The following is a 19,639-nucleotide window of genomic DNA, read 5'->3' on the forward strand; positions in this document are numbered from 1 at the left end:
CACAACATCAAAGGTAAAGACAACATGAAAACCATTCCTACCGTTCTCGCAGCCGCCTTCGCCGCCATGGCGCCCTCGTTTGCCATGGCCAGCTGCGGCGCATCGTTCTGCCCCGTCAACAGCAACTGGACTTCCGAAAGCGCGCTGGCCGAAGCGAAAAACGCCTTCGACCTGCGCTACGAGTACATCAACCAGGACCAGCCCATGGCGGGCTCGCGCAAGGTCTACGCAGGCCAGATCCGGGCCCACCACGACGAGGTCAGCACGGAGAACAGGAACTTCGTCTTCGCCTACAGCCACAATTTCGACGAACGCTTCGGCCTCACCGTCAGCGGAGCGGTTGGCGCGCGCGACCACCTGCATATCCACAACCACCATGGCGCCCAGATCAGGGACAGCTGGGACATGACGGAGGTGAGCGATGTGCGGGTAGTGGGCCGCTACCAACTTACGACCGTGACCGATCCCCTGAAGCCGGTCAATGGCGGCATCACCTTCGGCATCAAGCTGCCCACCGGGAAGTTCGATGTCGCCAACAGCAAAGGCGACAAGGCGGAGCGCAGCCTGCAGCCGGGCACCGGCACCACGGACCTGATCCTGGGCGGCTACTATCACCAGAAACTCACCGAGTACGGCGCGTCCTGGTTCGCGCAGGCGCAGTACCAGCACGCGCTGAATTCGCGCGACGATTACAAGCCGGGCGCCCAGCTGGGCATCGATGCCGGCGTACGCAAGGGCGTGGGCGGGAATGTCGGCCTGCTCGGGCAGCTGAATTACGTCTACAAGCGCTCGGACAGCGGCAGCGAAGCCGAACCCGCCAGCAGCGGCGGACGCTTCCTCTTCGCCAGCCCGGGCCTGAGCTATGCCTTCACTTCGTCCACGCAGCTCTACGCCTTCTATCAGGTGCCCGTGCACAGGCATGTGAAAGGCGTGCAGCTGACGGCGAACCGCGCATTGGTGGTGGGACTTTCGGGCCAGCTGTAATGAAACCGCGCCCTCTCCGGCTATGGCGTCTGGCAGGCGCCGCCCTTCTCGCCGCGGCCTGCCTGCCCGCCGCCGCCATGCATCTCACCGACGTGCAGGGCAAGGCGCACACGCTCGAAGCCTACCGGGGCAAATGGGTGGTGCTCAATGTGTGGGCAACCTGGTGTGCGCCCTGCATCAAGGAGATGCCAGAGCTGGAGGCGCTGGCGCGCACGCGCAGCGATGTGGTGGTGCTGGGTCTGGCGGCGGATGGCGACAATGTCGTCCGCATACGCCAGTTCGCGCAGGCCCTGCGCGTCAGCTATCCGATCATCGCGGGCAACGAGGAGCTGATGAAGGAGTTCAAGGTGAAGGCCTATCCCACCACCTTGCTCTTCGATGGGGAAGGCAAACTGGTCATGACGAAGATGGGCCAGGTCACCAGGGCGGAACTCGACGCCCGCCTTCCGGCCCAGGCGGGCCGCTGACACACGCTTATGCCGCCTGGCGCTTCGGCTTGAAGTGCAGTTCCACCGGTTTGATCGCGCCCACAGCTTCCTTGCCGCGCCGCTTGCGCTCTTCCTTGATCACCATCTGTTCCAGCGTCATCCCATCCAGCACCTGCAGAAACGCCGCGGTGGCTTCGCCCAGGGCGCCCTTCAGCACGCAGGCAGCGGAATACATGCAGCCCTTCGAGGCTTGGTCGAAGCAGGAGGCCATGTAGAAGTCAGGTTCGGTATGCCGCACCACTTCGCCGATGCGGATGGCGGCAGGCTCCTTGCCGAGCCGCAGGCCGCCGTTCCGGCCCCGGACAGTTTCCACATAGCCCAGCGTGCCCAATTGATGAACCACCTTGGTGAGGTGGTTCTTGGCGATGCCGTGGGCGTCGGCGATTTCCTGAATGGTCACCAGCTGTTCCCTGTTCATCGCGAGGAAGATCAGGGTGCGCAGCGAATAGTCGGTGTAGGCGGTCAGTCTCATGGTCCGGGTTCGTTGTGGCGCGGTGTCGCAAGCATTCTACTCTTGTGGGGGCGATCAGCCTTCCTTGCCATCCAGGCGGCGGCGCCAGAGGTAGGGCGTGTACACCAGCAGGAACAGGACGAAGGCCAGGCTCCAGCAGCTGCCGGACAGCATCAGCGCGGCCTCCCGCCAGCTGGGTGGGGCTATGCCTGCCGCCACGCGGGCTGCCGCCCCGGCCTGGATAAGCAGATACATTGCCGTCTCCGCCTTGCCCGCCACCAGCTTGCGTCCAGTGTGGCCCAGGGTCGTGCGCGTCATCATGCCGACGATCAGGCCCGCCATCGAGCCGACGGCCAGGGCATGGAAGGCCGTGCTGGCGGCGCCCATGCCGAGTGCGGCCAATGCCAGCAGCACGAAGCCAGCCGGTATCCATGCGTAGCTGAGGTGCAGAATCCACAGCAGCGGTATGGGCACGGAGCGCAGCGGCTTCCACCCGGCCAGGCGGCGCGCGCTGGCGGCGGCCGCCGCCAGGGCCAGCGCCGCCGTCACGGCGCCGGGAACGCCGAAGATCCAGCTGGCGCTGGCGGCTGCGAGCAGGCCGAGGGCGACCCTGTCGCCGCGCGGCCGCACCACGGCCTTGGGCCCTCCCGCAGCATTATCGGTGAACATCGGTATCACACGGCCGCCGATGACCGCCTCGATCTGGACGACCAGCAGGATGCCCGCGTGGATGGGCGCAATTTCGGACAGGGGAATCCAGCCCAGGGCCGCCGCATGGAACACACCATTGGCCGCCGTGAGCAAGGCGAGCAGCCCAACCAGGAACATGTTGCGCTTGTTGCCAGCCCGCTGCAGTACGCGAAACATCGACCAGGCGGCGAGCGGCAGGAAGAGCATGTCGACCGCGGCCGCGAGGGGAGGCGGTGCAGTGAGCATGGCCGCACGCCCGGCAATCCACAGCAGGGCCAGCGCGGCCAGGTGCAGGCCGCGCGGCGTCCACAGTCCTGTCCAGGCCCTCCCTGCCGTGAAGAGGAAACCGACGACGACGGCAATGGCAAAGCCGAACACCATTTCGTGCATATGCCAGCCCAGCGTAATGTTCGGCAGCACCGTAAGCCAGCCGAAATAGCGGGCCAGCCATGCTGGCACTGCGCTTGCGGCGAGCAGCGCCGCCAGTACATAGAAGGGCCTGAATCCGAGCGCCCAGAACGCATGCCTGCCGCTCCAGACAGGATAAGCCGTTTCCAGCGGTGGCGCCGGTTCTTCGATGGTCAGAAAGTTCATTTTGCGAGCCCTGCTATAAAAGATACATTGAAAATACTACTTCAAGCCGAGGCAGGCGGCAACGGGGTGTCCGTACCAATCGAGGCGGAATTGATCTGGTTTAGGTTTTTCCAAAGATGCTGTGGACGGAGCCCACGTTCCTGAATACGCTGGCGGCACCAATCAGGAGAATCCAACATGCAAACAGCTACATTCACCATCCCCGCCATGCAGACCGAGGCCGTCGCCATGGAGGTGGCCAAGGCTCTGGAATCTGTGTCCGGCGTTGACCGGGTCTATATCACCCTGGCGCATGCGCGGGCGCGCATCGGTTTCGATGAAACGCTGGCGTCGACGCAGCAGCTCCGTACGGCAGTGCAATCGGCCGGCTTCCTTGTGGCCGACGATGCAGCCACCGCGCATTCCTGCTGCGGGGGTTGCGGAGGCTGAGCTCAGTTCTCCAGATCGTAGCGCCGGTAGATCTTCTGCAGCCTGCCCTGGCTCTTCAGCATCGACAGCGCGTGGCTGAAACGCTCGGCTTCCGATTCCGGCATGTCCGGCGAGCCAGCCAGCCAGGCGGTCAGGCTGCGGATCGGCGCGCTCACAGCAAAGTCGCCAGCCGCGCCACGCTGCTTCAGCGACGCGCCGATGATATTGCGTTCGCCGAACGCGGCATCGGCGATTCCGCTCACCAGGAAGCGGTGCACCTCGTCGATCGTCGAGGCCTCCACCAGGTTCTCATATCCCAGTTCACGCAGGATCGCCGCCTGCACCGCTCCCCGCAATAGCGAAATCTTCCGGCCGCGCATGCGCGAGGGCTGCCCGGTGTCGAAGCTGCCGCCGCGCGGCGCAAGGAACACGTAGTGCTCGTCGTAGAGCGGGGCCAGCCAGCGGAACCTGCCTTCCCTTTCCACGTTGCGCGTGAGCGGGAAGATGGCCGTCGCGGGCAGCTTGCTCGCCATGAAGAGGGCGCGCGGCCAGGGGAAGAAGCCGATATCCGGCTCCACTTCAGCGATGCGGCACAGTTCCCGGACGATTTCCACCAGCGCACCCTGGCGCTGTCCCTTCTCGTACACCAGCGGGGGCAAATGGCTGGTCACGATGCGCAGCTTGCGCGCGGCCTCCGCATGCCCAGGCGGAAGCGCGCCGAGAGCAAGGGCAAGTCCCAAAATCTGTCGTCTGTCTGTCATGGACGCCTTTTACCATATTGGCTTGACATCCGGCTTTTCCACGATTACATTACCAACAGGTTAATTAACCAAATGGTTTAATAATGGAAAACGACCATCTCAGCCTGACTTTCGCGGCCTTGGCCGACCCCACCCGCCGCGCCATCCTGGCCCGGCTGGCTGAGGGCGAAGCCTCGGTTTCCGAGCTGTCCGAGCCCTTCGAGATCAGCCAGCCCGCGATTACCAAGCATCTCAAGGTGCTGGAGCGTGCGGGCCTGATATCGCGCGGCAGGCAGGCGCAGTGGCGGCCCTGCAGGCTGGAGGTGCAGCCGCTGCGGGAAGCCACGGGCTGGATGGACCAATACCGGCAGTTCTGGGAGGAGAGCCTGGACCGGCTGGAAGACTATCTCATCGAACTGCAGGCAAAGGAGACCAGGCATGGCAAACGCAAATGACGTGGCATTCATCATTCACCGTGAATTCAAGGCTCCCCGCGAGCTGGTATTCCGCACCATGATGGAAGCACAGCACCTGAAACACTGGTGGGGGCCCAAGGAGTGCACGATCACTGTGCAGCGCCATGAGCCCCGGCCGGGCGGCATCTTCCACTATTGCATGACGCCGCGCACCGGCGCCGTGCCGGGCGCGGAGATGTGGGGCCGCTTCGACTATCACGAAATCACGAAGCCCAGCCGCATCGTCTTCGTCAACGGCTTTGCGGACGCCCAGGGTACCCGCATCCGTATTCCCATGCTGCCCGTCTGGCCGCTCGAAGTGCTGAACACCATCACCCTGGAAGAACGCGACGGCTGCACGCAGATGACGCTGCAGGCCGTGCCCGTGAACGCGAGTGAAGCCGAATGCGCCGCATTCCTGGCAATGCATGAATCCATGGCGCAGGGCTACGGCGGCATGTTCGACCTTTACCAGGGCTATCTGGTGGAAGCGGATACTTCGGACCGCGAGATCGTGCTGGAGCGTGTGCTGCGCGCCCCGCGCGAACTGGTGTTCGAAGCCTTCACCGACGCGAAGCATATCGGGCAGTGGTGGGGGCCGAACGGCTGGACCGCCACCACCAAGAGCATGGATGTGCGCCCCGGCGGCAGCTGGCGCTTCGATTTCGATGGGCCGAACGGCATGCACTGCGCCGACCGTATCGACTACATTGAAGTGCAGAAGCCGGACCGCCTGGTGTACCGCCACGGCGGCGATGGCGACAACCAGCTCGCCTTCCATGTGACGATCACCTTCGAAGAGGCAGGTCCCGGCCAGACGCTGCTCACCATGCGCTCCGTGTTCGCCGATCCGGGCGCCCTGGCGGAAGTGAAAAAGTACGGTGCCGTGGAAGGCGGCCAGCAGACCATCAGCCGCCTGGAAGCGTACCTGGCTTCCCGCTAACAGAGCAGGAAGACGCGGGCGATGGCGGCCACGTTCTCGCCCTTCATCATGGCCATGAAAGCCCATGCCGAGGCTGTGCATAACAAGGCTGTTATGCACAGCACGATCAGCGCCTGGCCGCGCTTCATGCCACTTGCAGGCGGCTGACCGCCCGGTCGTCGATGGGCCAATGCAGGGCTGCCGCCGCGAGGCCGATCAGCACCGACGCCGTCCACACCATATCGTAGGAATGGGTGGCGTCGAACACCACCCCTCCCATCCACACGCCCAGGAAGCCGCCCAGCTGATGGCCCACGAACACAAAACCGAAGAGCGTTGAGATGTACTTCACGCCGAACACCTGCGATACGAGGCCGTTGGTCAGGGGAACGGTGCCCAGCCAGGTGAGCCCCATCACGAAGGCGAAAGCGTAGACGCTGGCCGCCGTCAGCGGCATCACGACGAACAGCAACATGGCCATGGAGCGGACCACGTAAAGCCCGGCCAGCAGGTGCTTGCGCCGGTACTGGCCTCCCAGCTGGCCGCAGAGATAGGTGCCCGCCACATTCGCCAGCGCCACGATGGCCAGGGCCGCGACACCGGTGCTGGCGGGCAGTCCCTTGTCGATCAGGTAGGCCGGTAGATGGCCAGCGATGAAGGCCAGCTGGAAGCCGCAGGCAAAGAAACCCGCATTGAGCAGCCAGAAGCCCTTGTGCGACAGCGCCTCGCCTATCGCGGCGCGCATCGACTGCCCGCTGGCGGCAGGCGCCCGCGCCGCGCTGCTGTCGTCGAGCGGCAAGGCTAATGGCGCCGCGGCCGCCAGCAGCACCGCGATGATCACCAGCGCGGCCAGCCAGCCCAGATTGCCGATCAGGCCCTGGGCCACTGGCACCATGGCGAACTGCCCCACGCCGCCTACCGCGCCCGCCATGCCGAGCGCCCAGCTGCGCCGCTCGGGGGACACGACGCGGCTCAGGGCCCCGTACACGGTGCCGAAGGCCGTTCCGGACAAGGCCATGCCGATCATCACGCCCCCTGTGAGGGCCAGCTCCATGCTGCCGGCCGCATGCGCCATCAGGTACAGGCCCAGGGCGTAGAGCGAGCAACCGGCAAACAGCACGCGGCGGGAACCGAAACGGTCCGCGATCATGCCCGTAACCGGCTGGGCCAGGCCCCAGATGAGGTTCTGCAAGGCGATGGCCATGGCGAATTCCTCCCGCGTCCAGCCACGTTCCGTGGTCATGGGCAGCATGAAGAGGCCCTGCACGTGGCGCATGCCGAGCGCCAAGCCCATGATGATGCCGCCGCACAGCACCGCGGCAAGGGGGGATTTCAACCATCGCATGACTGCCTCCTTACAAACCTCCCGAAACGGGAAGGGTCACTCCGGTGATATAGGAAGCGGCGGGCGAGAGAAGCCACAGCACCGGCGCTGCAATCTCCTCGGCCTTGCCCGGCCGCTGCATGGGTATACGCTGGGCCACGCGGTAGGGGCGGTCCGGGTCGCCCATATTGGCGTGGATATCCGTCAGGGTGGTGCCAGGCGCCACGCAGCAAACGCGTATGTTCTCGGCGGCGAGCTCGCGCGCCAGGCCGTTGGTGAATGCTTCCACGGCCGCCTTGCTGGCCGAGTAATGCACATACTCCCCGGGACTTCCCGTCTTTGCTGCCACTGAGGAGATGTTCACGATAACGCCGCCCTGACCATGCCTGCGAAAGGCGGCTATGGCTGCGCGGCTGCAGAACATCACACCGTGCACATTGGTGCGGAAAATGCGTTCGATATCCTCCGAGGCCACTTCGGTGAAGGGGCTGGGGCGGCTCGTGATGCCCGCGTTGTTGACCACGGCGGTAACGGGACCCAGTTCGGCCTCGGTACGCTCGAACATCGCATGCACGTCCTTCTCGTTCCCCACGTCGCCGCGCACGGCAATCGCCTCGCCTCCTTCAGCGCGAATCTCGGTGAGGAGCGCTTCCGCCGCGCCTTCGTCGCGGTGGTAGTTGATGGCGACGGCATAACCCTCGCGCGCCGCACCACGGGCAATCGCCGCGCCGATGCCGCGTCCGGCCCCGGTGACGATCAAGACTTTCTTCATGAATCCTCCGAATGTGTGATCAGAATAAAGGCAATTCGTCCGGCGGACGAACGGCGATTTGGCATGCGATCCATGCGAAAAGCGCATGAATGGGATGCCGATATAACGTTTGAAGCGTGGGCGGCGCCGGAACAGAATGGGGCATGGACAAGGAGAATGCCATGCTCACCATGCATTTGACACTGCAGCCCGGACAGGCTGCGAGCTTCACCCCGGACTGCGCCACGCGCCTGCGCTGCCTCGAGGGCATGCTGTGGCTGGTGCGCGACCGCGATACCGAGGACAAGGTTCTGGAAGCAGGCGACAGCCTGCAACTGCCGGGCGCCGCGCGCCACGTGCTCTCCAGCGTGGGACGCAACGAGCCCGTAACCATCGAGCTGGCCGTGCCCTTCGCCTCAGGCGGAACTGCGCTGCGCCCGCGCTGGCTGGCGCACTGCCTGCGCCAGTTCCTTTGACGTGCGCTCCACCTGCGCCCTGACCCAGTCGCGGAAAAGGGCCACTTCGCGGCGCGGATGCTCCGTCGCCTGGATCAGCCAGTAGCCGTAATCGTCCGCGCGCCGCCGCTGCGGCATGTCCGCTACCAGCCTTCCATCCTTCAGCATCGGCAGCACGAGGGCCAGCCTGCCAAGCGCCACGCCGTTGCCCTCGATGGCGGCCTGGATCACCTGGTCGTACTGGTTGAAATGCAGGTATCCCTTTGGCTTGGCGCGGATGCCGTAGGCTTTCAGCCACTGGGCCCAGTGCAGCCACGGCCTGCTCCGTTCATCCAGGTCGAGCAGCACATGCTCCAGCAGCGCACCGGGATCGGAGAAGGCATGCCGGGCCACTGCCTTGCTTGCGACGGGCACGATTTCCTCGTCGAAGAGATGCAGGGAGCCTTCCGGCGCAAGGGCGGCTGGGCAGTAGCGTATGGCGAGGTCCACGCCGTCGCGTTTCAGGTCGGTGAGCCGGTTGCTGGCCGCAACGCGGATATCGATATGGGGGTGCTCCGCCTGGAAGGCGCCCAGCCGGGGCAATATCCACAGGGCCGCCACGCCGATGCTGGCGGTGATGGTGACGGGGCGCAGCTTGGTGTCGTGGCGCAGATTGTCGGAGAGCTCCGCCAGCTGGTCCATCCAGGGTGAAGCCAGCTCGAACAGCTGCGCGCCCGCGTCGGTGAGCACGATGCTGCGCCGCGCCCGCACGAAGAGCGGGGTTCCGAGGCGCTCTTCCAGCTGCTGGATCTGGCGGCTCACGGCGGACTGCGTCAGGCACAGGTCCTCCGCGGCGGCCGTGATGCTCATGCGCCGCGCGGCCGCGACGAAGCCGCGCAGGGCATCCAGCGGCGGCAATGTCAGCAGCGGATTGTGCATGCGTCCTCCCGGGATATTGAAAGCCGATGATATCGCATTAGAATGGCGCAGTGATCAACCCAGGAGCGCCGCATGCCAGCGAAACCCGCCTTACCCGAACTGCTTTTCCGCGACGCGAAGGCCTGGACCCGGTGGCTGGAAAAGGAGCATGCGTCTGCGCCAGGCGTCTGGATGCGCATCGCGAAGAAGGAGGCGCCGGAAAAATCGGTGCAGTATCCCGAAGCGCTGGAGGCTGCGCTGTGCTTCGGCTGGATCGACGGCCAGAAGAAAAGCATCGACGAACATTACTGGCTGCAGAAATTCACCCCGCGCGCTGCGCGCAGCATCTGGTCGAAGATCAACCGCGACAAGGTGGAGGCGCTGATCGCCAAGGGCCTCATGCGCGAAGCCGGCCAGCGCGAGGTCGACCGGGCCAAGGCGGATGGACGCTGGGAGGCGGCCTACGATTCCTGGAGCGCCGCCGAAGTGCCCGCCGACCTGCAGGAAGCGCTGGACGCCAGCCCTGCCGCGAAGGCATTCTTCGCCACGCTTAACAGCCAGAACCGCTACGCCATACTGTTCCGCACCCACACCGCGAAGAAGGCGGAAACGCGCGCCAAACGCATTCGCGATTTCGTGGCGATGCTGGAGCGGGGCGAGAAGATCCATCCTTAAACCGGCTTCGCCACCATCAGGTAGAACACGGCGAGGAAGGCGAAGAAGGCTGGAATGCCCAGCGCCACCCAGGCCTTGAAGTAGCGCCAGAACAGGGGCGGCAGCGCCGTGTCTTCATCCGCCGCCCGCGCCGCGAGGTCGCGCAGGCGCATCTGCAGCCAGACCACGGGAAGCCAGCACAGGCCCGCGATCACATACAGGACGATCGACCATACGATCCATCGGCTGTTCATGGGAAAACCGGCGAGGTGGATCAGGTAGAAGCCGGTCAGCGGCTGGGCCACCATGGTGGTGGCCGTGAAGGTCCAGTCGGCGACCACCACGATGCGGCTCACCACGGCAATGGCGCGCACATTCCGGCTGATGACGGCAAAGAGCAGATACCAGGCCGACCCGATGCCGGTGCCGAACAGGAAGGTGGAGGACAGAATGTGCAGCCACTTGACGACGAGGTATTCCATCACTTTTTCTCCAGTTCGTAGAGCATCCAGATGGCCGCCAGCATGGGCAGGTTCTTGCTCAATGGTCCATAGGGATGCCACAGGAATTCGGGCAACTTCCACGCGATGACCGCCGTGTAGAAGCCGATGAGGGCGAGCTGCGCCAGCCATAGCCAGCGGCGCCAGTGCCGGGCCAGGAACAGGCTGCCGAGGCCCATCAGCAGGTCGAAGGCGCTGGCGCCGTACAGCATCAGCGGTCGAAGCGCGGCAGGAATGCCAGTGCGTTCCAGCAGCAGGTAGCTGTCGGCCACGGGGTAGACGAAGGCCGAGACCCAGGCCGTCCACAGCCAGACTGCGGCTATGCTGACGCGCAGGAGCGGCAGCAGCCAGCCCAGTTGCGCCTCGATCCGCGCGCTGCGCGCGTCCACAATAAAGGTCTCGACAGCGCGTGGCGGCCTGCCGAGCAGCCCTTCCATATCCGCGCTGTCCGCAGTATTGCCGCGTTCGAGCATGCTGAGGGTTTCCGGTGTCAGCGGGCTGGCTGGCAGCAGCACCGCCAGCCTTGCGGCGGCGCTGGCCAGCGCACCGGGCAAGGCGAGTACACGCAGCCTCCCAAGCCCCATCTCGCGGCGCAGCGCGTCCAGATAGTCGAGGAAGCGAAGAGCTTTGGGACCCACGAGCGCGACCCGCCGGGTTCCGGCTCCCGGTTCCGCGAGCAGCGCCACAATCGCGGCACAGACATCGTCGACATGGACGGGCTGCACGCATTGCGCGGCTTGGCCGAAGCGGAGAACCAGCGGCATGGCGGCCAGGGCGCGGAAGAGGCGCGCGCTGGCGCCGTCCGGCCCGTAGACGAGCGATGGCTGCACGATGCGCGACGTCAGCGGCAGCGAGGCGAGGAAATCGTCGGCCACTTTCTTGCTGCGGTGGTAGCCCGTGGCCGCGTGCCCGTCCGCGCCCAGTGCGGAGATCTGTACCACCCGCTGCACCCCTGCCTCCGCGCAGGCCGCAAACAGCGCGCAGGGCGTGGCGATATGCAGTGCCTGGAAAGTCTGTTCCCCCGCTTCGCGGATGATGCCCACGGTATTGATGACCGCGTCCACGCCTCTCAGGCGCGACACCCAGAGCGCTTTTTCGCTATCGTGAACGAAGTCTGCCTCGATGAAGCTCACACGCGGATCGGGGTGCGGGCGGCGCCCGGCACTGGCGACGCGATGCCCCTGTGCCAGCAGCAGCGGCACAAGGTGCGAACCGATAAAGCCGGTGGCGCCGGTCACGAGGATATGCATGCCAACACGATATACGAGAACAGGAACGACGATATGGACAATTGGAAGACGATGATCGGCCGCAGCCTGCTTCCGGGCGCGGCGGCGAGCCTTAGCTCAACCGTTGCACTGGCGCTGTGCGGCAAGACCGACAGCGGCAGCCTGTATGGCCCGACCAATGCCGTCAGCCACTGGCTCTACGGCGACAAGGCCTTCGAGCACGACGAGCCCTCCATGAAATACACGCTGGCGGGCTATGCCATCCACCACGCCAGCGCCATGTTCTGGGCCGCCATCTTTGAGCAGCTGGCAGGCAAGACCCTGGACCGCAAGAACGTCAAGTCCACGGCCGCCGCCGCCGCCGTGGCCAGCGCGGTGGCCTGCTTCGTGGACTACAAGATGACGCCCAGGCGCTTGCAGCCCGGCTATGAGAAACGGCTGAGCACCGGCTCGGTAACGCTCGTCTACGCCGCCTTTGCGGTAGGTCTTGCTGCTGGCGCGATGGTGAACCGCCGCCGCTAGCGGTCTTCCCGTTCGAGCCAGGCGCGGCCGGCATCGAGCACCATCGACAGCTCCTGGCGCACGAGGGCAAAGCGGCGCGGGGCGTCGTCGATGGGGCCTTCGGCAATGGCGGCTTCGGCATCCAGCGTGGCGCTGATCAGGCGTTTGGCGCCCAGCGAGCCGACTGCGCCGCGCAGGCTGTGCATGGCCCGCGCCGCGTCGTGGTGGCGCCCTTCGCGCAGCGCCTGGTCGGCTTCATCCATCGGCTGCATGCCGCTCTCCAGGGCGCCCCTCACCATCTTGAACAGCATGGCCCGGCCTTTCGGGTCGGCGCCCATCACTTTCATCAGGCTGTCCATGCTGAAGACCTGGCCGGCTATCGGCGCGGGTGCGGAATGCCCGCCCGCTTCGTTCTGCGCCGCGGCCTGGGGGCGCGGCAGGTGGCGCTGGATGACACTCATCATTTCCTCCACAACGACCGGCTTGGCGATGAAATCCGTGATCCCGGCCTCCACGCAGCGGTCGCGCTCGGAGGCCAGCACCCCGGCCGTCATCGCTATCACCGGCAGGGTCAGTTTCAGCTCGCGCCGCAGCATGGCAGTGGCCGTGAAGCCATCCATGACAGGCATCTGCATGTCCATCAGGATCATATCGTAGCCTGCGGGGCTTGCGCGCAGCAAATCGACGGCCTGCTGCCCGTCGCCCACCACGTCCAGCGTGGCGCCCGCCTGCTCCAGGATGCCGCGCGCCACGGCCTGGTTCAGCAGATTGTCCTCCACCAGCAGGAAATGCACGCCGCGCAGGCGGTTGTGCAGGCCGTTGCTGCCCAGGGGCTGGTCGTCCCGGCCGCTGTGCCGCGAGGCCATGGCCTGGTGCAGCGCTTCGAACAGGCTGGAGCTCGTGATGGGCTTCACCAGCACCACGCCCGCCTCAGGCGAAAGCGAAATATCCTCCAGCTGGCCGCGCGCGAAGGCGTTCAGCATCACCACGATGGGCGGACTGCCGCCTCCGGCCATGCGCCGGATCTCCTGGGCCACCGTATCGCCTTCAGTCCCGCGCATATGCCAGTCGGCCAGCACGATGTCGTAGGACTCTTCGCGCTCAGCGAAGAGCCGCCGCGCCTCCGCTCCGTCCGCCGCCAGGTCGGCGCTCCAGCCCCAGGCCTCGATCAGGCGGCCGATCATCTCGCGGCTCGTGCGGTTGTCTTCTGCCACCAGCACGGACAGCGGACCGATGGCCGGTTCGCGCTTCGCCGGCGTTTTATCGGGCAGCACCTCGAAGGGCAGCGCGAAGGAGAAGCAGCTGCCCCGCCCTTCCGTACTGCGTACCTGGACTTCTCCGCCCATCAGCGCCACCAGCCGGTGGGTAATGGCCAGGCCCAGCCCCGTGCCGCCGAAGCGCCGCGTAATGCTCTGGTCTCCCTGCGAGAAGGCGCGGAACAGCCTTGCCTGCTGGGCGGGGCTCATGCCGATGCCGGTGTCTTCGACCTCGAAGCGCAGCACCGCTCTGCCATCCGTCTTCTCCTTCACGTGAACGCGCACCACAACTTCTCCCTGCTCAGTGAACTTGATGGCATTCCCGGCAAGGTTGACCAGCACCTGCTGCAGGCGCAGGGCGTCGCCGCGTAGCTGGCGGGGGACTTCGGGGTCCACCACAATGGCCAGTTCCAGCTCCTTGTCGCCCGCGTTCATGGTCATGGTGGTGGCGAGGGAGCTCATACTGTCGTCAAGGTCGAAGTCCGCTGGCGACAGTTCCATGCGCTGCGCCTCGATCTTCGAGAAATCCAGCACGTCGTTCAGGATGGAGAGCAGCGTGTCGCCCGCGCTGCGTATCATGTTCAGGTATTTGCGCTGCTGCGCCGTGAGGCTTGTGTTGCCGAGCAGGTGGGCCATGCCCAGCACCGCGTTCATGGGCGTGCGGATCTCGTGGCTCATATTGGCCACGAAGTCGCTCTTGGCCTGGTTGGCGGCGTTGGCCTTGTCGCGCTGCTCCTCGAGCTCCTTGCGCAGCGCCTGGGCGCGCTCGTCGGCGGCCGTGCGCGCAGCCATCAGCTCATTGAAGGCGGAAGTGAGCTCGCCGATCTCGTCATGCTTGCTGACCGGAATGGGCGTGAACGCGTCAGGTTCTTCGCGCAGGCCCTGGATGGCGTTGCGCAGGTCGACCAGGGGCGCCATCAGCCGCACCGTGAACCAGACGATCAGCGCGGTGGTCAGCAGGGAGGCCAGTCCTCCCCACACAGCCATGCGCATGCGCAGCCCCTTGAAAGGCTCGAAGGCCTCGTCCGTCGGCAGCGATGCGGCCAGCACCCAGTCCACAGTTTTCAGCCTGCGGAAGCTGGTCAGGGCGGGCTTGCCATAGCTGTTGGCGGTGATGACGGTGCCGGTCGTACCGTCGCGCAGCATATGGCCCACGGCGGGATCGGCATCCGGAGGGCGGCGCTGCAGCACCCGTGCGGAATCGGGATGCAGCACATAGATGGGCGCTTCGCCCCGCGTGACCGCGAAGTAGTAACCGGTACGGCCCACCTCCGCGGTGCGCAGGTGGCCCAGCACATTGTCCTTGTACAGCTGCAGTACGCCGAGCAGGATGCAGATCACATTCCCGTCCGGATCCAGCACCGGCGCCACCATCTGCACGATCGGGCGCTTGCCTGCCTTGCCGAGCATCGGCCCGGCGATCAGTGGCTTCTTGCTGGTCATCACTCGGCGGAAATATTCGCGGTCGGATGCGTCCACGCCCGCGCGGCCCGGCCTTTCCGGAACGTCCGCCAGGATCACCCCCTGCGGACTCAGGATCAGAATGTCGTCGAACAGGGAGAGCACCGGCCGATCCTTGTAGAAGGCACGCAGCGCGGCAGGGTCGCCCGCGATGTCGCGCGGCTGGTGCTTGGCGGTAAGAGTGATAACGTCGAACAGCATGGAAATCTTGTCATCCAGCTCTTCGGCGGTGCGCGCCACCAGGGCGCTCTGCTGGGCGAACAGCACGCGCGTGAAGTCCGTCTGCATGCGGTCCGAGAGCAGCGCAGTGACGAGCGCGATCATGACGATCGAAGTGACGCTGGTCGCCAGGGCGACCTTCGCTTTGATCCCAAGCGGTTTCATGGTGTCCTGTTGAGGAAGCGCTGTGGAAATTTTGCTATCAACAGCCGGGCGTGGCAAGGTCAATACCGCGAGGCAATAACGCGCAAGGTGCGCGGTGTTTGTTCATTCGGGCGCAAGCCGGTAAACTGGGGCAAACGCCAATCCCCGGAAACTTTCATGATCGAACTGCCATCCCTCACGCTGCCCGGCGCCACCATCGAGATTCTCAAGGCGCGCTGCGCAACCTGCAGCATGCACCAGCTCTGCCTGCCCATGGGACTGGACATGGGCGATATCGACAAGCTGGACAAGATCATCGGCCGCCGCCGCAAGGTGGAGAAGGGCAGCACCCTGTTCCGCGTGGGCGACCCCTTCACGAGCCTGTATGCGATCCGCCTCGGCCACTTCAAGACCTACCAGATCAATGCCGGCGGCGAGGAACAGGTGACGGGCTTCCAGATGGGGGGCGAGCTGCTTGGCATGGACGCCATCAGCACCGACCTGCACTACTGCAGCGCGGAAGCCCTGGAGGACAGCGAAGTATGCGAAATCCCCTTCGCCAGCCTGGAACAGCTGCTGGGAGACATGCCCACGCTGCTGCGGCACTTCCACCGCATGATGAGCCAGGAGATCACCCGCGAGCAGAGCGTGATGCTCCTGCTGGGGAATATGCAGGCCACGCAGCGTTTCGCGGCCTTCCTGGTGAACCTCGCCTCGCGCTACGAGGCGCGGGGCTATTCCAGCACTGCCTTCCAGCTGCGCATGTCGCGCGAGGACATCGGCAACTACCTGGGCCTGACCATTGAAAGCATCAGCCGCCTGCTGAACAAGTTCAAGAAGCTGGGCCTGATCCGCGTGAGCAACCGCGAAATCCAGGTGCTGGACCTGCCGCGCCTGAAAGCCATCACGGCCGGCACGGAGACTTGCGCCTAATCGGCGCGCAGCGTCACCTCGCGTTCCATAGGCCACTGCCAGCTTCCCTCCAGGCGCCAGCTGCGCTGGCCGCCTTCCACCAGCACCACCCAGCGGCTGCGCTCCAGCATCGGCAGGGGGGCGGTGAAACGTCCTTCCGCGTCCGGCTGCACGGTCAGGCGCACATCGTGCTCCGGCTGCGTGGCATGGGCCAGGTGCAGGGCGAGCGCGCCGGGCGGCAGGGCCGTACGGCTGATGACGCGGCCTTGCAGCGCGCCGCGCGCAGCGTCATAGCGCAATTCGGCGGACAGGCCAAGCGCCGACGCCATCCTGTCGCGCCGCAGGTCCTGGTTGATGGCCTTGCCGCGCTTGTAGTAGTCCCCCACCACCAGCGCGTCCTGCTGCGAGAAGGCGATATAGCTGGTGTAGAAGCAGGCCAGGAGCACGATGGCCGGACCGGCCATCAGCAGCCATGGCCAGCGGTGGGAATACCAGGGGGTGCTTGCGGGGTTCATGTGCTTCTCCTTAACGCGGCACGATGAAGACGGCCTTCTCGTGGACCGCAATGGCGGAATCGTCCAGCGCTTCCAGTGTGATCTCGATGGTGTTCGACCCTTTCTGCGCCTTGCCGTGTTCCGTACGCAGGCGCAGGGGAACGGCGCGGGTCTCGGTGGGCGCCAGCGTCACTTCCGCATCGCTCGCCACGTTCAGCGAAGGAATGCCGCTCGCGCGGATGCGGTAGGTATGCGGCGCCTCCGTCGTGTTCATGATCTGGAGGCGGTAGACGTTTTCGATCTTCCCGTCCTCCACCTCGCGGCCCATCGAGCCGCGGTCGCGGATCACGTCCATCTTGAGGGGCGTGCGCAGCCAGAGCGCGGCGATGAATGCCAGGGCCACGGCGCCCAGCAGGCCGGTGTAGATCAGCACCCGGGGACGCAGGGCGCGGCGCTGGATGTCCCGTGCGCCCAGGCCTTCCGCCATGGCGCGGTCGGTGCTGTAGCGGATCAGGCCACGCGGCTGCGCGACCTTGTCCATCACGCTGTTGCAGGCGTCGATGCAGGCGGCGCAGCCAATGCACTCGTACTGCAGGCCCTTGCGGATATCGATGCCGGTGGGGCAGACCTGCACGCACATGGAGCAGTCGATGCAGCCGCCTTCCGAGCGTGGATTGCGCGGCTCGCCGCGTTTCGCGTCGTAGGTGACGATCAAGGAATCGCGGTCGAACATCGCGCTCTGGAAGCGCGCATAGGGGCACATGTACTTGCACACCTGCTCGCGCATCCAGCCCGCGTTGCCATAGGTGGCGAAGCTGTAGAACAGCACCCAGAACCACTCCCAGGGACCGAAGGAGAACGTGAGCGCCTCCGTTCCCAGCATACGGATGGGCGTGAAATAGCCCACGAAGCTGAAGCCAGTCCACAGCGCCACGGCGCCCCAGGCCAGGTGCTTGGCGCTCTTGCGCGAGAACTTCTTCAGCGAAGGCGGCTGGCGGTCCAGCGCGATGCGCGCGCTGCGGCGGCCTTCGATCTTGCGCTCGATCCAGAGGAAGATCTCGGTATAGACCGTTTGCGGGCAGGCGAAGCCGCACCACACGCGGCCCGCCACCGCCGTCACCAGGAACAGCAGCCAGGCGCACATCACCAGCAGCACCGCCAGGTAGATGAAGTCCTGCGGCCAGAGCACGAGGCCGAAGAGATAGAACTTGCGCGACGCAAGATCGAACAACACCGCCTGACGCCCGTTCCAGCTCAGCCAGGGCAGGCCGTAGAAGGCCAGTTGCGTGAGCCAGACGCAGACCCAGCGCAGGCTGGCGTATCGGCCCTTGATTTCGCGGGGATAGATCTCCTCGCGGGCGGCGTACATCTTGATGACTTGCGGCGCGTTCATGATGCTGCTTCTCTCTACTTCTTCGCTACTTCCACGGGATTCGACAGGCCCCACACATAGGCGGCCAGCACGTGCACCTTGCCTTCGCCCAGGAAGTCCGCGAAGGCGGGCATGGTGTTGTTGCGGCCCTTGCGGATGGTTTCCATCACGGTTTCGGCGCTGCCGCCGTAGAGCCAGACCTTGTCCGTCAGGTTTGGCGCCCCGAGGGCCTGGTTGCCGGTGCCGGCCGCCGTGTGGCAGGCCATGCAGGCGCTGAACTTGGCCTTGCCGAACACCGTCTTGATCGGATCGGCGGTACCGCCCGAGAGGCTCAGGACGTAGTGCGCAACGTTCTCGATGTCCTTGTCCGAACCGAGTGCGGCGCCCATCGGCGGCATCACGCCGTTACGGCCGTGCATGATGGTGGTCTTGATCACGTCGGGCGAGCCGCCATAGAGCCAGTCCTTGTCCGTCAGGTTCGGGAAGCCCTTGTTGCCGCGCGCGTCCGAGCCGTGGCACTGGGCGCAGTAGGTCAGGAACAGGCGTTCGCCGATGGCGTGTGCCTGGGGATCGGCCGCCACGGCCTTCAGGTCCTGCGACTGGTATTTGGCGAACAGGGGGCCATAGTCGGCGTCCGCCTTCGCCAGCTCCTGCTTGTACTGGCCGGAGGAGGCCCAGCCCAGCGTGCCCGCGTAGCTGCCCAGGCCAGGGTAGAGGAACAGGTAGCCCAGGCTGAAAACGATGGTGATGTAGAAGAGCCACATCCACCAGCGCGGCATGGGCGTGTTCAGTTCCGTCAGGTCCTCGTCCCAGATGTGGCCCGTGGTGCCGACGGGGCCCTTGTGGTCCTTCAGCACCTTGTGCACGGACTGCGTGTACAGCAGCACGCCGCAGCCGATTACGCCGAGCAGCGTGAGAACGATAATGAAGCCGTTCCAGAAACCGTTGGTGAAGTCAGACATGGTCTTTCTCCTCGTCCGCGAAGGGCAGCTGCGCGGCCTGCGCAAAGCTGTCCCGGTTCGATTTCGCCCAGGCCCATGCCCAGATGCCGACGAAGGTGATGAATGAGATCACCGTCATCACGCTGCTGGCGCTGTCAAACACATTTTCGATTGCCATTTCAGTTCCTCGTCTTGATCAGGGTGCCCAGGCCTTGCAGGTAGGCCACGAGCGCATCTTCTTCCGTCTTGTCCGCCAGCTCCGCCGGAGCGGCCTTCACCTGCTCCTCGGTGTACGGGGTGCCGAGGCGCTGCAGGGCGCGCATCTTCGGCACGACTTCGGCCGGAACGAGGCGGGTTTTTGCCAGCCAGGGGTAGTTCGGCATATTCGATTCCGGCACCACGTCGCGCGGGTTCTGCAGGTGGGCGCGGTGCCATTCGTCGCTGTAGCGGCCGCCCACGCGCGCCAGGTCGGGACCGGTGCGCTTGGAGCCCCACTGGAAGGGCCGGTCGTAGACGAACTCCCCGGCCACCGAATAGTGGCCATAGCGCTCGGTCTCGGCACGGAAGGGGCGCACCATCTGCGAATGGCAGTTGTAGCAGCCTTCCCGCACATAGATGTCGCGGCCCACGAGGCGCAGTGGGGTGTAGGGCTTCAGGCCTGCCACCGGCTCGGTGGTGGACTTCTGGAAGAACAGGGGAATGATCTCCACCGCGCCGCCCACCGACACCACCAGGGTCACCAGCGCGATCAGCAGCCAGGGGTTCTTCTCGATCCATTCATGTGAAAATTTCATCTG

At 65.3% G+C, this 19,639-nt stretch carries 24 protein-coding genes; 9 read left to right on the forward strand and 15 right to left on the reverse strand.

Going from position 1 to position 19,639, the window contains the following annotated elements; all coding sequences use genetic code 11:
• The first annotated feature begins 24 nt into the window (after positions 1 to 24).
• Both LSQ66_RS22035 and LSQ66_RS22040 read left to right on the forward strand, forming a co-directional pair.
• Positions 25 to 984, forward strand: coding sequence for a transporter (locus LSQ66_RS22035; protein ID WP_231767304.1), 960 nt, complete (start codon positions 25 to 27; stop codon positions 982 to 984).
• Entirely contained in the window at positions 984 to 1,451 is a 468-nt protein-coding gene (locus LSQ66_RS22040) for a TlpA family protein disulfide reductase (RefSeq protein WP_231767305.1), read from the forward strand. The genes LSQ66_RS22035 and LSQ66_RS22040 overlap by 1 nt, the downstream gene beginning before the upstream one ends.
• 7 nt (positions 1,452 to 1,458) lie before the next feature.
• On the opposite strand, the gene LSQ66_RS22045 is transcribed toward LSQ66_RS22040, so the two are convergent.
• Both LSQ66_RS22045 and LSQ66_RS22050 read right to left on the reverse strand, forming a co-directional pair.
• On the reverse strand, positions 1,459 to 1,944 hold the full coding sequence (locus LSQ66_RS22045; protein ID WP_231767306.1) for an Rrf2 family transcriptional regulator: 486 nt from the start codon (positions 1,942 to 1,944) through the stop codon (positions 1,459 to 1,461).
• 54 nt (positions 1,945 to 1,998) lie between these two features.
• On the reverse strand, positions 1,999 to 3,207 hold the full coding sequence (locus tag LSQ66_RS22050) for an NnrS family protein (protein WP_231767307.1): 1,209 nt from the start codon (positions 3,205 to 3,207) through the stop codon (positions 1,999 to 2,001).
• Between the two features lie 177 nt (positions 3,208 to 3,384).
• On the opposite strand from LSQ66_RS22050, the gene LSQ66_RS22055 reads away from it, so the two are divergent.
• Complete coding sequence (locus LSQ66_RS22055; RefSeq protein ID WP_231767308.1) at positions 3,385 to 3,636, forward strand: heavy-metal-associated domain-containing protein; 252 nt, start codon at positions 3,385 to 3,387, stop codon at positions 3,634 to 3,636.
• 2 nt (positions 3,637 to 3,638) lie between these two features.
• On the opposite strand, the gene LSQ66_RS22060 is transcribed toward LSQ66_RS22055, so the two are convergent.
• The gene (locus tag LSQ66_RS22060) at positions 3,639 to 4,376 is read right to left on the reverse strand and encodes a substrate-binding periplasmic protein (protein WP_231767309.1); all 738 of its coding nucleotides are present in this window, start codon (positions 4,374 to 4,376) and stop codon (positions 3,639 to 3,641) included.
• A gap of 83 nt (positions 4,377 to 4,459) precedes the next feature.
• Between LSQ66_RS22060 and LSQ66_RS22065 the strand changes: the two genes are divergently transcribed.
• Together LSQ66_RS22065 and LSQ66_RS22070 are read left to right on the forward strand one after the other, a co-directional pair.
• Positions 4,460 to 4,810, forward strand: a complete 351-nt coding sequence (locus LSQ66_RS22065; RefSeq protein WP_231767310.1) for an ArsR/SmtB family transcription factor — start codon at positions 4,460 to 4,462, stop codon at positions 4,808 to 4,810.
• Positions 4,794 to 5,753: an SRPBCC domain-containing protein gene (locus LSQ66_RS22070; RefSeq protein ID WP_231767311.1), complete on the forward strand. Its 960-nt coding sequence runs from the start codon at positions 4,794 to 4,796 to the stop codon at positions 5,751 to 5,753. Before LSQ66_RS22065 ends, LSQ66_RS22070 begins: the two co-directional genes overlap by 17 nt.
• On the opposite strand, the gene LSQ66_RS24765 is transcribed toward LSQ66_RS22070, so the two are convergent.
• From LSQ66_RS24765 to LSQ66_RS22080, 3 genes are read right to left on the reverse strand one after another with little or no spacing between them, the layout of a single operon-like run.
• A complete protein-coding gene (locus tag LSQ66_RS24765; RefSeq protein WP_269449112.1) occupies positions 5,750 to 5,881 on the reverse strand; it encodes a hypothetical protein in 132 nt (43 codons plus the stop codon). The two genes, LSQ66_RS22070 and LSQ66_RS24765, sit on opposite strands and share 4 nt — an antisense overlap.
• Positions 5,878 to 7,077: an MFS transporter gene (locus LSQ66_RS22075; protein WP_231767312.1), complete on the reverse strand. Its 1,200-nt coding sequence runs from the start codon at positions 7,075 to 7,077 to the stop codon at positions 5,878 to 5,880. The genes LSQ66_RS24765 and LSQ66_RS22075 overlap by 4 nt, the downstream gene beginning before the upstream one ends.
• Positions 7,078 to 7,087: 10 nt before the next feature.
• The gene (locus LSQ66_RS22080) at positions 7,088 to 7,828 is read right to left on the reverse strand and encodes an SDR family NAD(P)-dependent oxidoreductase (protein WP_231767313.1); all 741 of its coding nucleotides are present in this window, start codon (positions 7,826 to 7,828) and stop codon (positions 7,088 to 7,090) included.
• A 143-nt stretch (positions 7,829 to 7,971) separates the two neighbouring features.
• Between LSQ66_RS22080 and LSQ66_RS22085 the strand changes: the two genes are divergently transcribed.
• Positions 7,972 to 8,283, forward strand: coding sequence for a DUF2917 domain-containing protein (locus tag LSQ66_RS22085; protein ID WP_231767314.1), 312 nt, complete (start codon positions 7,972 to 7,974; stop codon positions 8,281 to 8,283).
• Here the strand turns inward: LSQ66_RS22085 and LSQ66_RS22090 are convergent.
• The gene (locus tag LSQ66_RS22090; RefSeq protein WP_231767315.1) at positions 8,224 to 9,180 is read right to left on the reverse strand and encodes a LysR substrate-binding domain-containing protein; all 957 of its coding nucleotides are present in this window, start codon (positions 9,178 to 9,180) and stop codon (positions 8,224 to 8,226) included. The genes LSQ66_RS22085 and LSQ66_RS22090 overlap by 60 nt on opposite strands.
• 72 nt (positions 9,181 to 9,252) lie before the next feature.
• On the opposite strand from LSQ66_RS22090, the gene LSQ66_RS22095 reads away from it, so the two are divergent.
• A complete protein-coding gene (locus tag LSQ66_RS22095; protein WP_231767316.1) occupies positions 9,253 to 9,834 on the forward strand; it encodes a YdeI/OmpD-associated family protein in 582 nt (193 codons plus the stop codon).
• Here the strand turns inward: LSQ66_RS22095 and LSQ66_RS22100 are convergent.
• Together LSQ66_RS22100 and LSQ66_RS22105 are read right to left on the reverse strand one after the other, a co-directional pair.
• Positions 9,831 to 10,295 carry a DUF2269 family protein gene (locus tag LSQ66_RS22100; RefSeq protein WP_231767317.1) on the reverse strand — a complete coding sequence of 155 codons (465 nt, stop codon included), beginning with the start codon at positions 10,293 to 10,295 and terminating at the stop codon, positions 9,831 to 9,833. The genes LSQ66_RS22095 and LSQ66_RS22100 overlap by 4 nt on opposite strands.
• A complete protein-coding gene (locus tag LSQ66_RS22105) occupies positions 10,295 to 11,563 on the reverse strand; it encodes an SDR family oxidoreductase (RefSeq protein ID WP_231767318.1) in 1,269 nt (422 codons plus the stop codon). The genes LSQ66_RS22100 and LSQ66_RS22105 overlap by 1 nt, the downstream gene beginning before the upstream one ends.
• A 33-nt stretch (positions 11,564 to 11,596) precedes the next feature.
• Between LSQ66_RS22105 and LSQ66_RS22110 the strand changes: the two genes are divergently transcribed.
• Positions 11,597 to 12,064, forward strand: coding sequence for a hypothetical protein (locus tag LSQ66_RS22110; protein WP_231767319.1), 468 nt, complete (start codon positions 11,597 to 11,599; stop codon positions 12,062 to 12,064).
• On the opposite strand, the gene LSQ66_RS22115 is transcribed toward LSQ66_RS22110, so the two are convergent.
• Positions 12,061 to 15,144 (reverse strand): response regulator, encoded by a 3,084-nt coding sequence (locus LSQ66_RS22115; RefSeq protein WP_231767320.1) that lies wholly within the window; start codon positions 15,142 to 15,144, stop codon positions 12,061 to 12,063. The two genes, LSQ66_RS22110 and LSQ66_RS22115, sit on opposite strands and share 4 nt — an antisense overlap.
• A gap of 156 nt (positions 15,145 to 15,300) precedes the next feature.
• Here LSQ66_RS22115 and fnr point away from each other — a divergent pair, with 156 nt between their 5' ends.
• The gene (gene fnr, locus LSQ66_RS22120) at positions 15,301 to 16,056 is read left to right on the forward strand and encodes a fumarate/nitrate reduction transcriptional regulator Fnr (RefSeq protein ID WP_231767321.1); all 756 of its coding nucleotides are present in this window, start codon (positions 15,301 to 15,303) and stop codon (positions 16,054 to 16,056) included.
• Here the strand turns inward: fnr and LSQ66_RS22125 are convergent.
• Genes LSQ66_RS22125 through ccoO form a run of 5 tightly spaced genes read right to left on the reverse strand, consistent with a single transcriptional unit; the run spans position 16,053 to position 19,636 of the window.
• Positions 16,053 to 16,550 (reverse strand): FixH family protein, encoded by a 498-nt coding sequence (locus LSQ66_RS22125; RefSeq protein ID WP_231767322.1) that lies wholly within the window; start codon positions 16,548 to 16,550, stop codon positions 16,053 to 16,055. The two genes, fnr and LSQ66_RS22125, sit on opposite strands and share 4 nt — an antisense overlap.
• Positions 16,551 to 16,560: 10 nt before the next feature.
• Complete coding sequence (gene ccoG, locus LSQ66_RS22130) at positions 16,561 to 17,922, reverse strand: cytochrome c oxidase accessory protein CcoG (protein ID WP_231767323.1); 1,362 nt, start codon at positions 17,920 to 17,922, stop codon at positions 16,561 to 16,563.
• 14 nt (positions 17,923 to 17,936) lie between these two features.
• Complete coding sequence (gene ccoP / locus LSQ66_RS22135; RefSeq protein WP_231767324.1) at positions 17,937 to 18,863, reverse strand: cytochrome-c oxidase, cbb3-type subunit III; 927 nt, start codon at positions 18,861 to 18,863, stop codon at positions 17,937 to 17,939.
• Positions 18,856 to 19,020, reverse strand: a complete 165-nt coding sequence (locus tag LSQ66_RS22140; protein WP_231767325.1) for a cbb3-type cytochrome oxidase subunit 3 — start codon at positions 19,018 to 19,020, stop codon at positions 18,856 to 18,858. Before LSQ66_RS22140 ends, ccoP begins: the two co-directional genes overlap by 8 nt.
• A gap of 1 nt (position 19,021) precedes the next feature.
• Entirely contained in the window at positions 19,022 to 19,636 is a 615-nt protein-coding gene (gene ccoO, locus LSQ66_RS22145) for a cytochrome-c oxidase, cbb3-type subunit II (protein ID WP_231767326.1), read from the reverse strand.
• Between the last annotated feature and the right edge of the window lie 3 nt (positions 19,637 to 19,639).

Source organism: Massilia endophytica, from assembly GCF_021165955.1.
In the GTDB taxonomy this organism is placed as follows: domain Bacteria; phylum Pseudomonadota; class Gammaproteobacteria; order Burkholderiales; family Burkholderiaceae_D; genus Rugamonas; species Rugamonas endophytica.

Coding starts and splice junctions, on each gene's coding strand:
- LSQ66_RS22035 (WP_231767304.1), top strand. CDS start 25: ATGAAAACCATTCCTACCGTTCTCGCAGCCGCCTTCGCCGCCATGGCG.
- LSQ66_RS22040 (WP_231767305.1), top strand. CDS start 984: ATGAAACCGCGCCCTCTCCGGCTATGGCGTCTGGCAGGCGCCGCCCTT.
- LSQ66_RS22045 (WP_231767306.1), bottom strand. CDS start 1,944: ATGAGACTGACCGCCTACACCGACTATTCGCTGCGCACCCTGATCTTC.
- LSQ66_RS22050 (WP_231767307.1), bottom strand. CDS start 3,207: ATGAACTTTCTGACCATCGAAGAACCGGCGCCACCGCTGGAAACGGCT.
- LSQ66_RS22055 (WP_231767308.1), top strand. CDS start 3,385: ATGCAAACAGCTACATTCACCATCCCCGCCATGCAGACCGAGGCCGTC.
- LSQ66_RS22060 (WP_231767309.1), bottom strand. CDS start 4,376: ATGACAGACAGACGACAGATTTTGGGACTTGCCCTTGCTCTCGGCGCG.
- LSQ66_RS22065 (WP_231767310.1), top strand. CDS start 4,460: ATGGAAAACGACCATCTCAGCCTGACTTTCGCGGCCTTGGCCGACCCC.
- LSQ66_RS22070 (WP_231767311.1), top strand. CDS start 4,794: ATGGCAAACGCAAATGACGTGGCATTCATCATTCACCGTGAATTCAAG.
- LSQ66_RS24765 (WP_269449112.1), bottom strand. CDS start 5,881: ATGAAGCGCGGCCAGGCGCTGATCGTGCTGTGCATAACAGCCTTGTTA.
- LSQ66_RS22075 (WP_231767312.1), bottom strand. CDS start 7,077: ATGCGATGGTTGAAATCCCCCCTTGCCGCGGTGCTGTGCGGCGGCATC.
- LSQ66_RS22080 (WP_231767313.1), bottom strand. CDS start 7,828: ATGAAGAAAGTCTTGATCGTCACCGGGGCCGGACGCGGCATCGGCGCG.
- LSQ66_RS22085 (WP_231767314.1), top strand. CDS start 7,972: ATGGACAAGGAGAATGCCATGCTCACCATGCATTTGACACTGCAGCCC.
- LSQ66_RS22090 (WP_231767315.1), bottom strand. CDS start 9,180: ATGCACAATCCGCTGCTGACATTGCCGCCGCTGGATGCCCTGCGCGGC.
- LSQ66_RS22095 (WP_231767316.1), top strand. CDS start 9,253: ATGCCAGCGAAACCCGCCTTACCCGAACTGCTTTTCCGCGACGCGAAG.
- LSQ66_RS22100 (WP_231767317.1), bottom strand. CDS start 10,295: ATGGAATACCTCGTCGTCAAGTGGCTGCACATTCTGTCCTCCACCTTC.
- LSQ66_RS22105 (WP_231767318.1), bottom strand. CDS start 11,563: ATGCATATCCTCGTGACCGGCGCCACCGGCTTTATCGGTTCGCACCTT.
- LSQ66_RS22110 (WP_231767319.1), top strand. CDS start 11,597: ATGGACAATTGGAAGACGATGATCGGCCGCAGCCTGCTTCCGGGCGCG.
- LSQ66_RS22115 (WP_231767320.1), bottom strand. CDS start 15,144: ATGAAACCGCTTGGGATCAAAGCGAAGGTCGCCCTGGCGACCAGCGTC.
- fnr (WP_231767321.1), top strand. CDS start 15,301: ATGATCGAACTGCCATCCCTCACGCTGCCCGGCGCCACCATCGAGATT.
- LSQ66_RS22125 (WP_231767322.1), bottom strand. CDS start 16,550: ATGAACCCCGCAAGCACCCCCTGGTATTCCCACCGCTGGCCATGGCTG.
- ccoG (WP_231767323.1), bottom strand. CDS start 17,922: ATGAACGCGCCGCAAGTCATCAAGATGTACGCCGCCCGCGAGGAGATC.
- ccoP (WP_231767324.1), bottom strand. CDS start 18,863: ATGTCTGACTTCACCAACGGTTTCTGGAACGGCTTCATTATCGTTCTC.
- LSQ66_RS22140 (WP_231767325.1), bottom strand. CDS start 19,020: ATGGCAATCGAAAATGTGTTTGACAGCGCCAGCAGCGTGATGACGGTG.
- ccoO (WP_231767326.1), bottom strand. CDS start 19,636: ATGAAATTTTCACATGAATGGATCGAGAAGAACCCCTGGCTGCTGATC.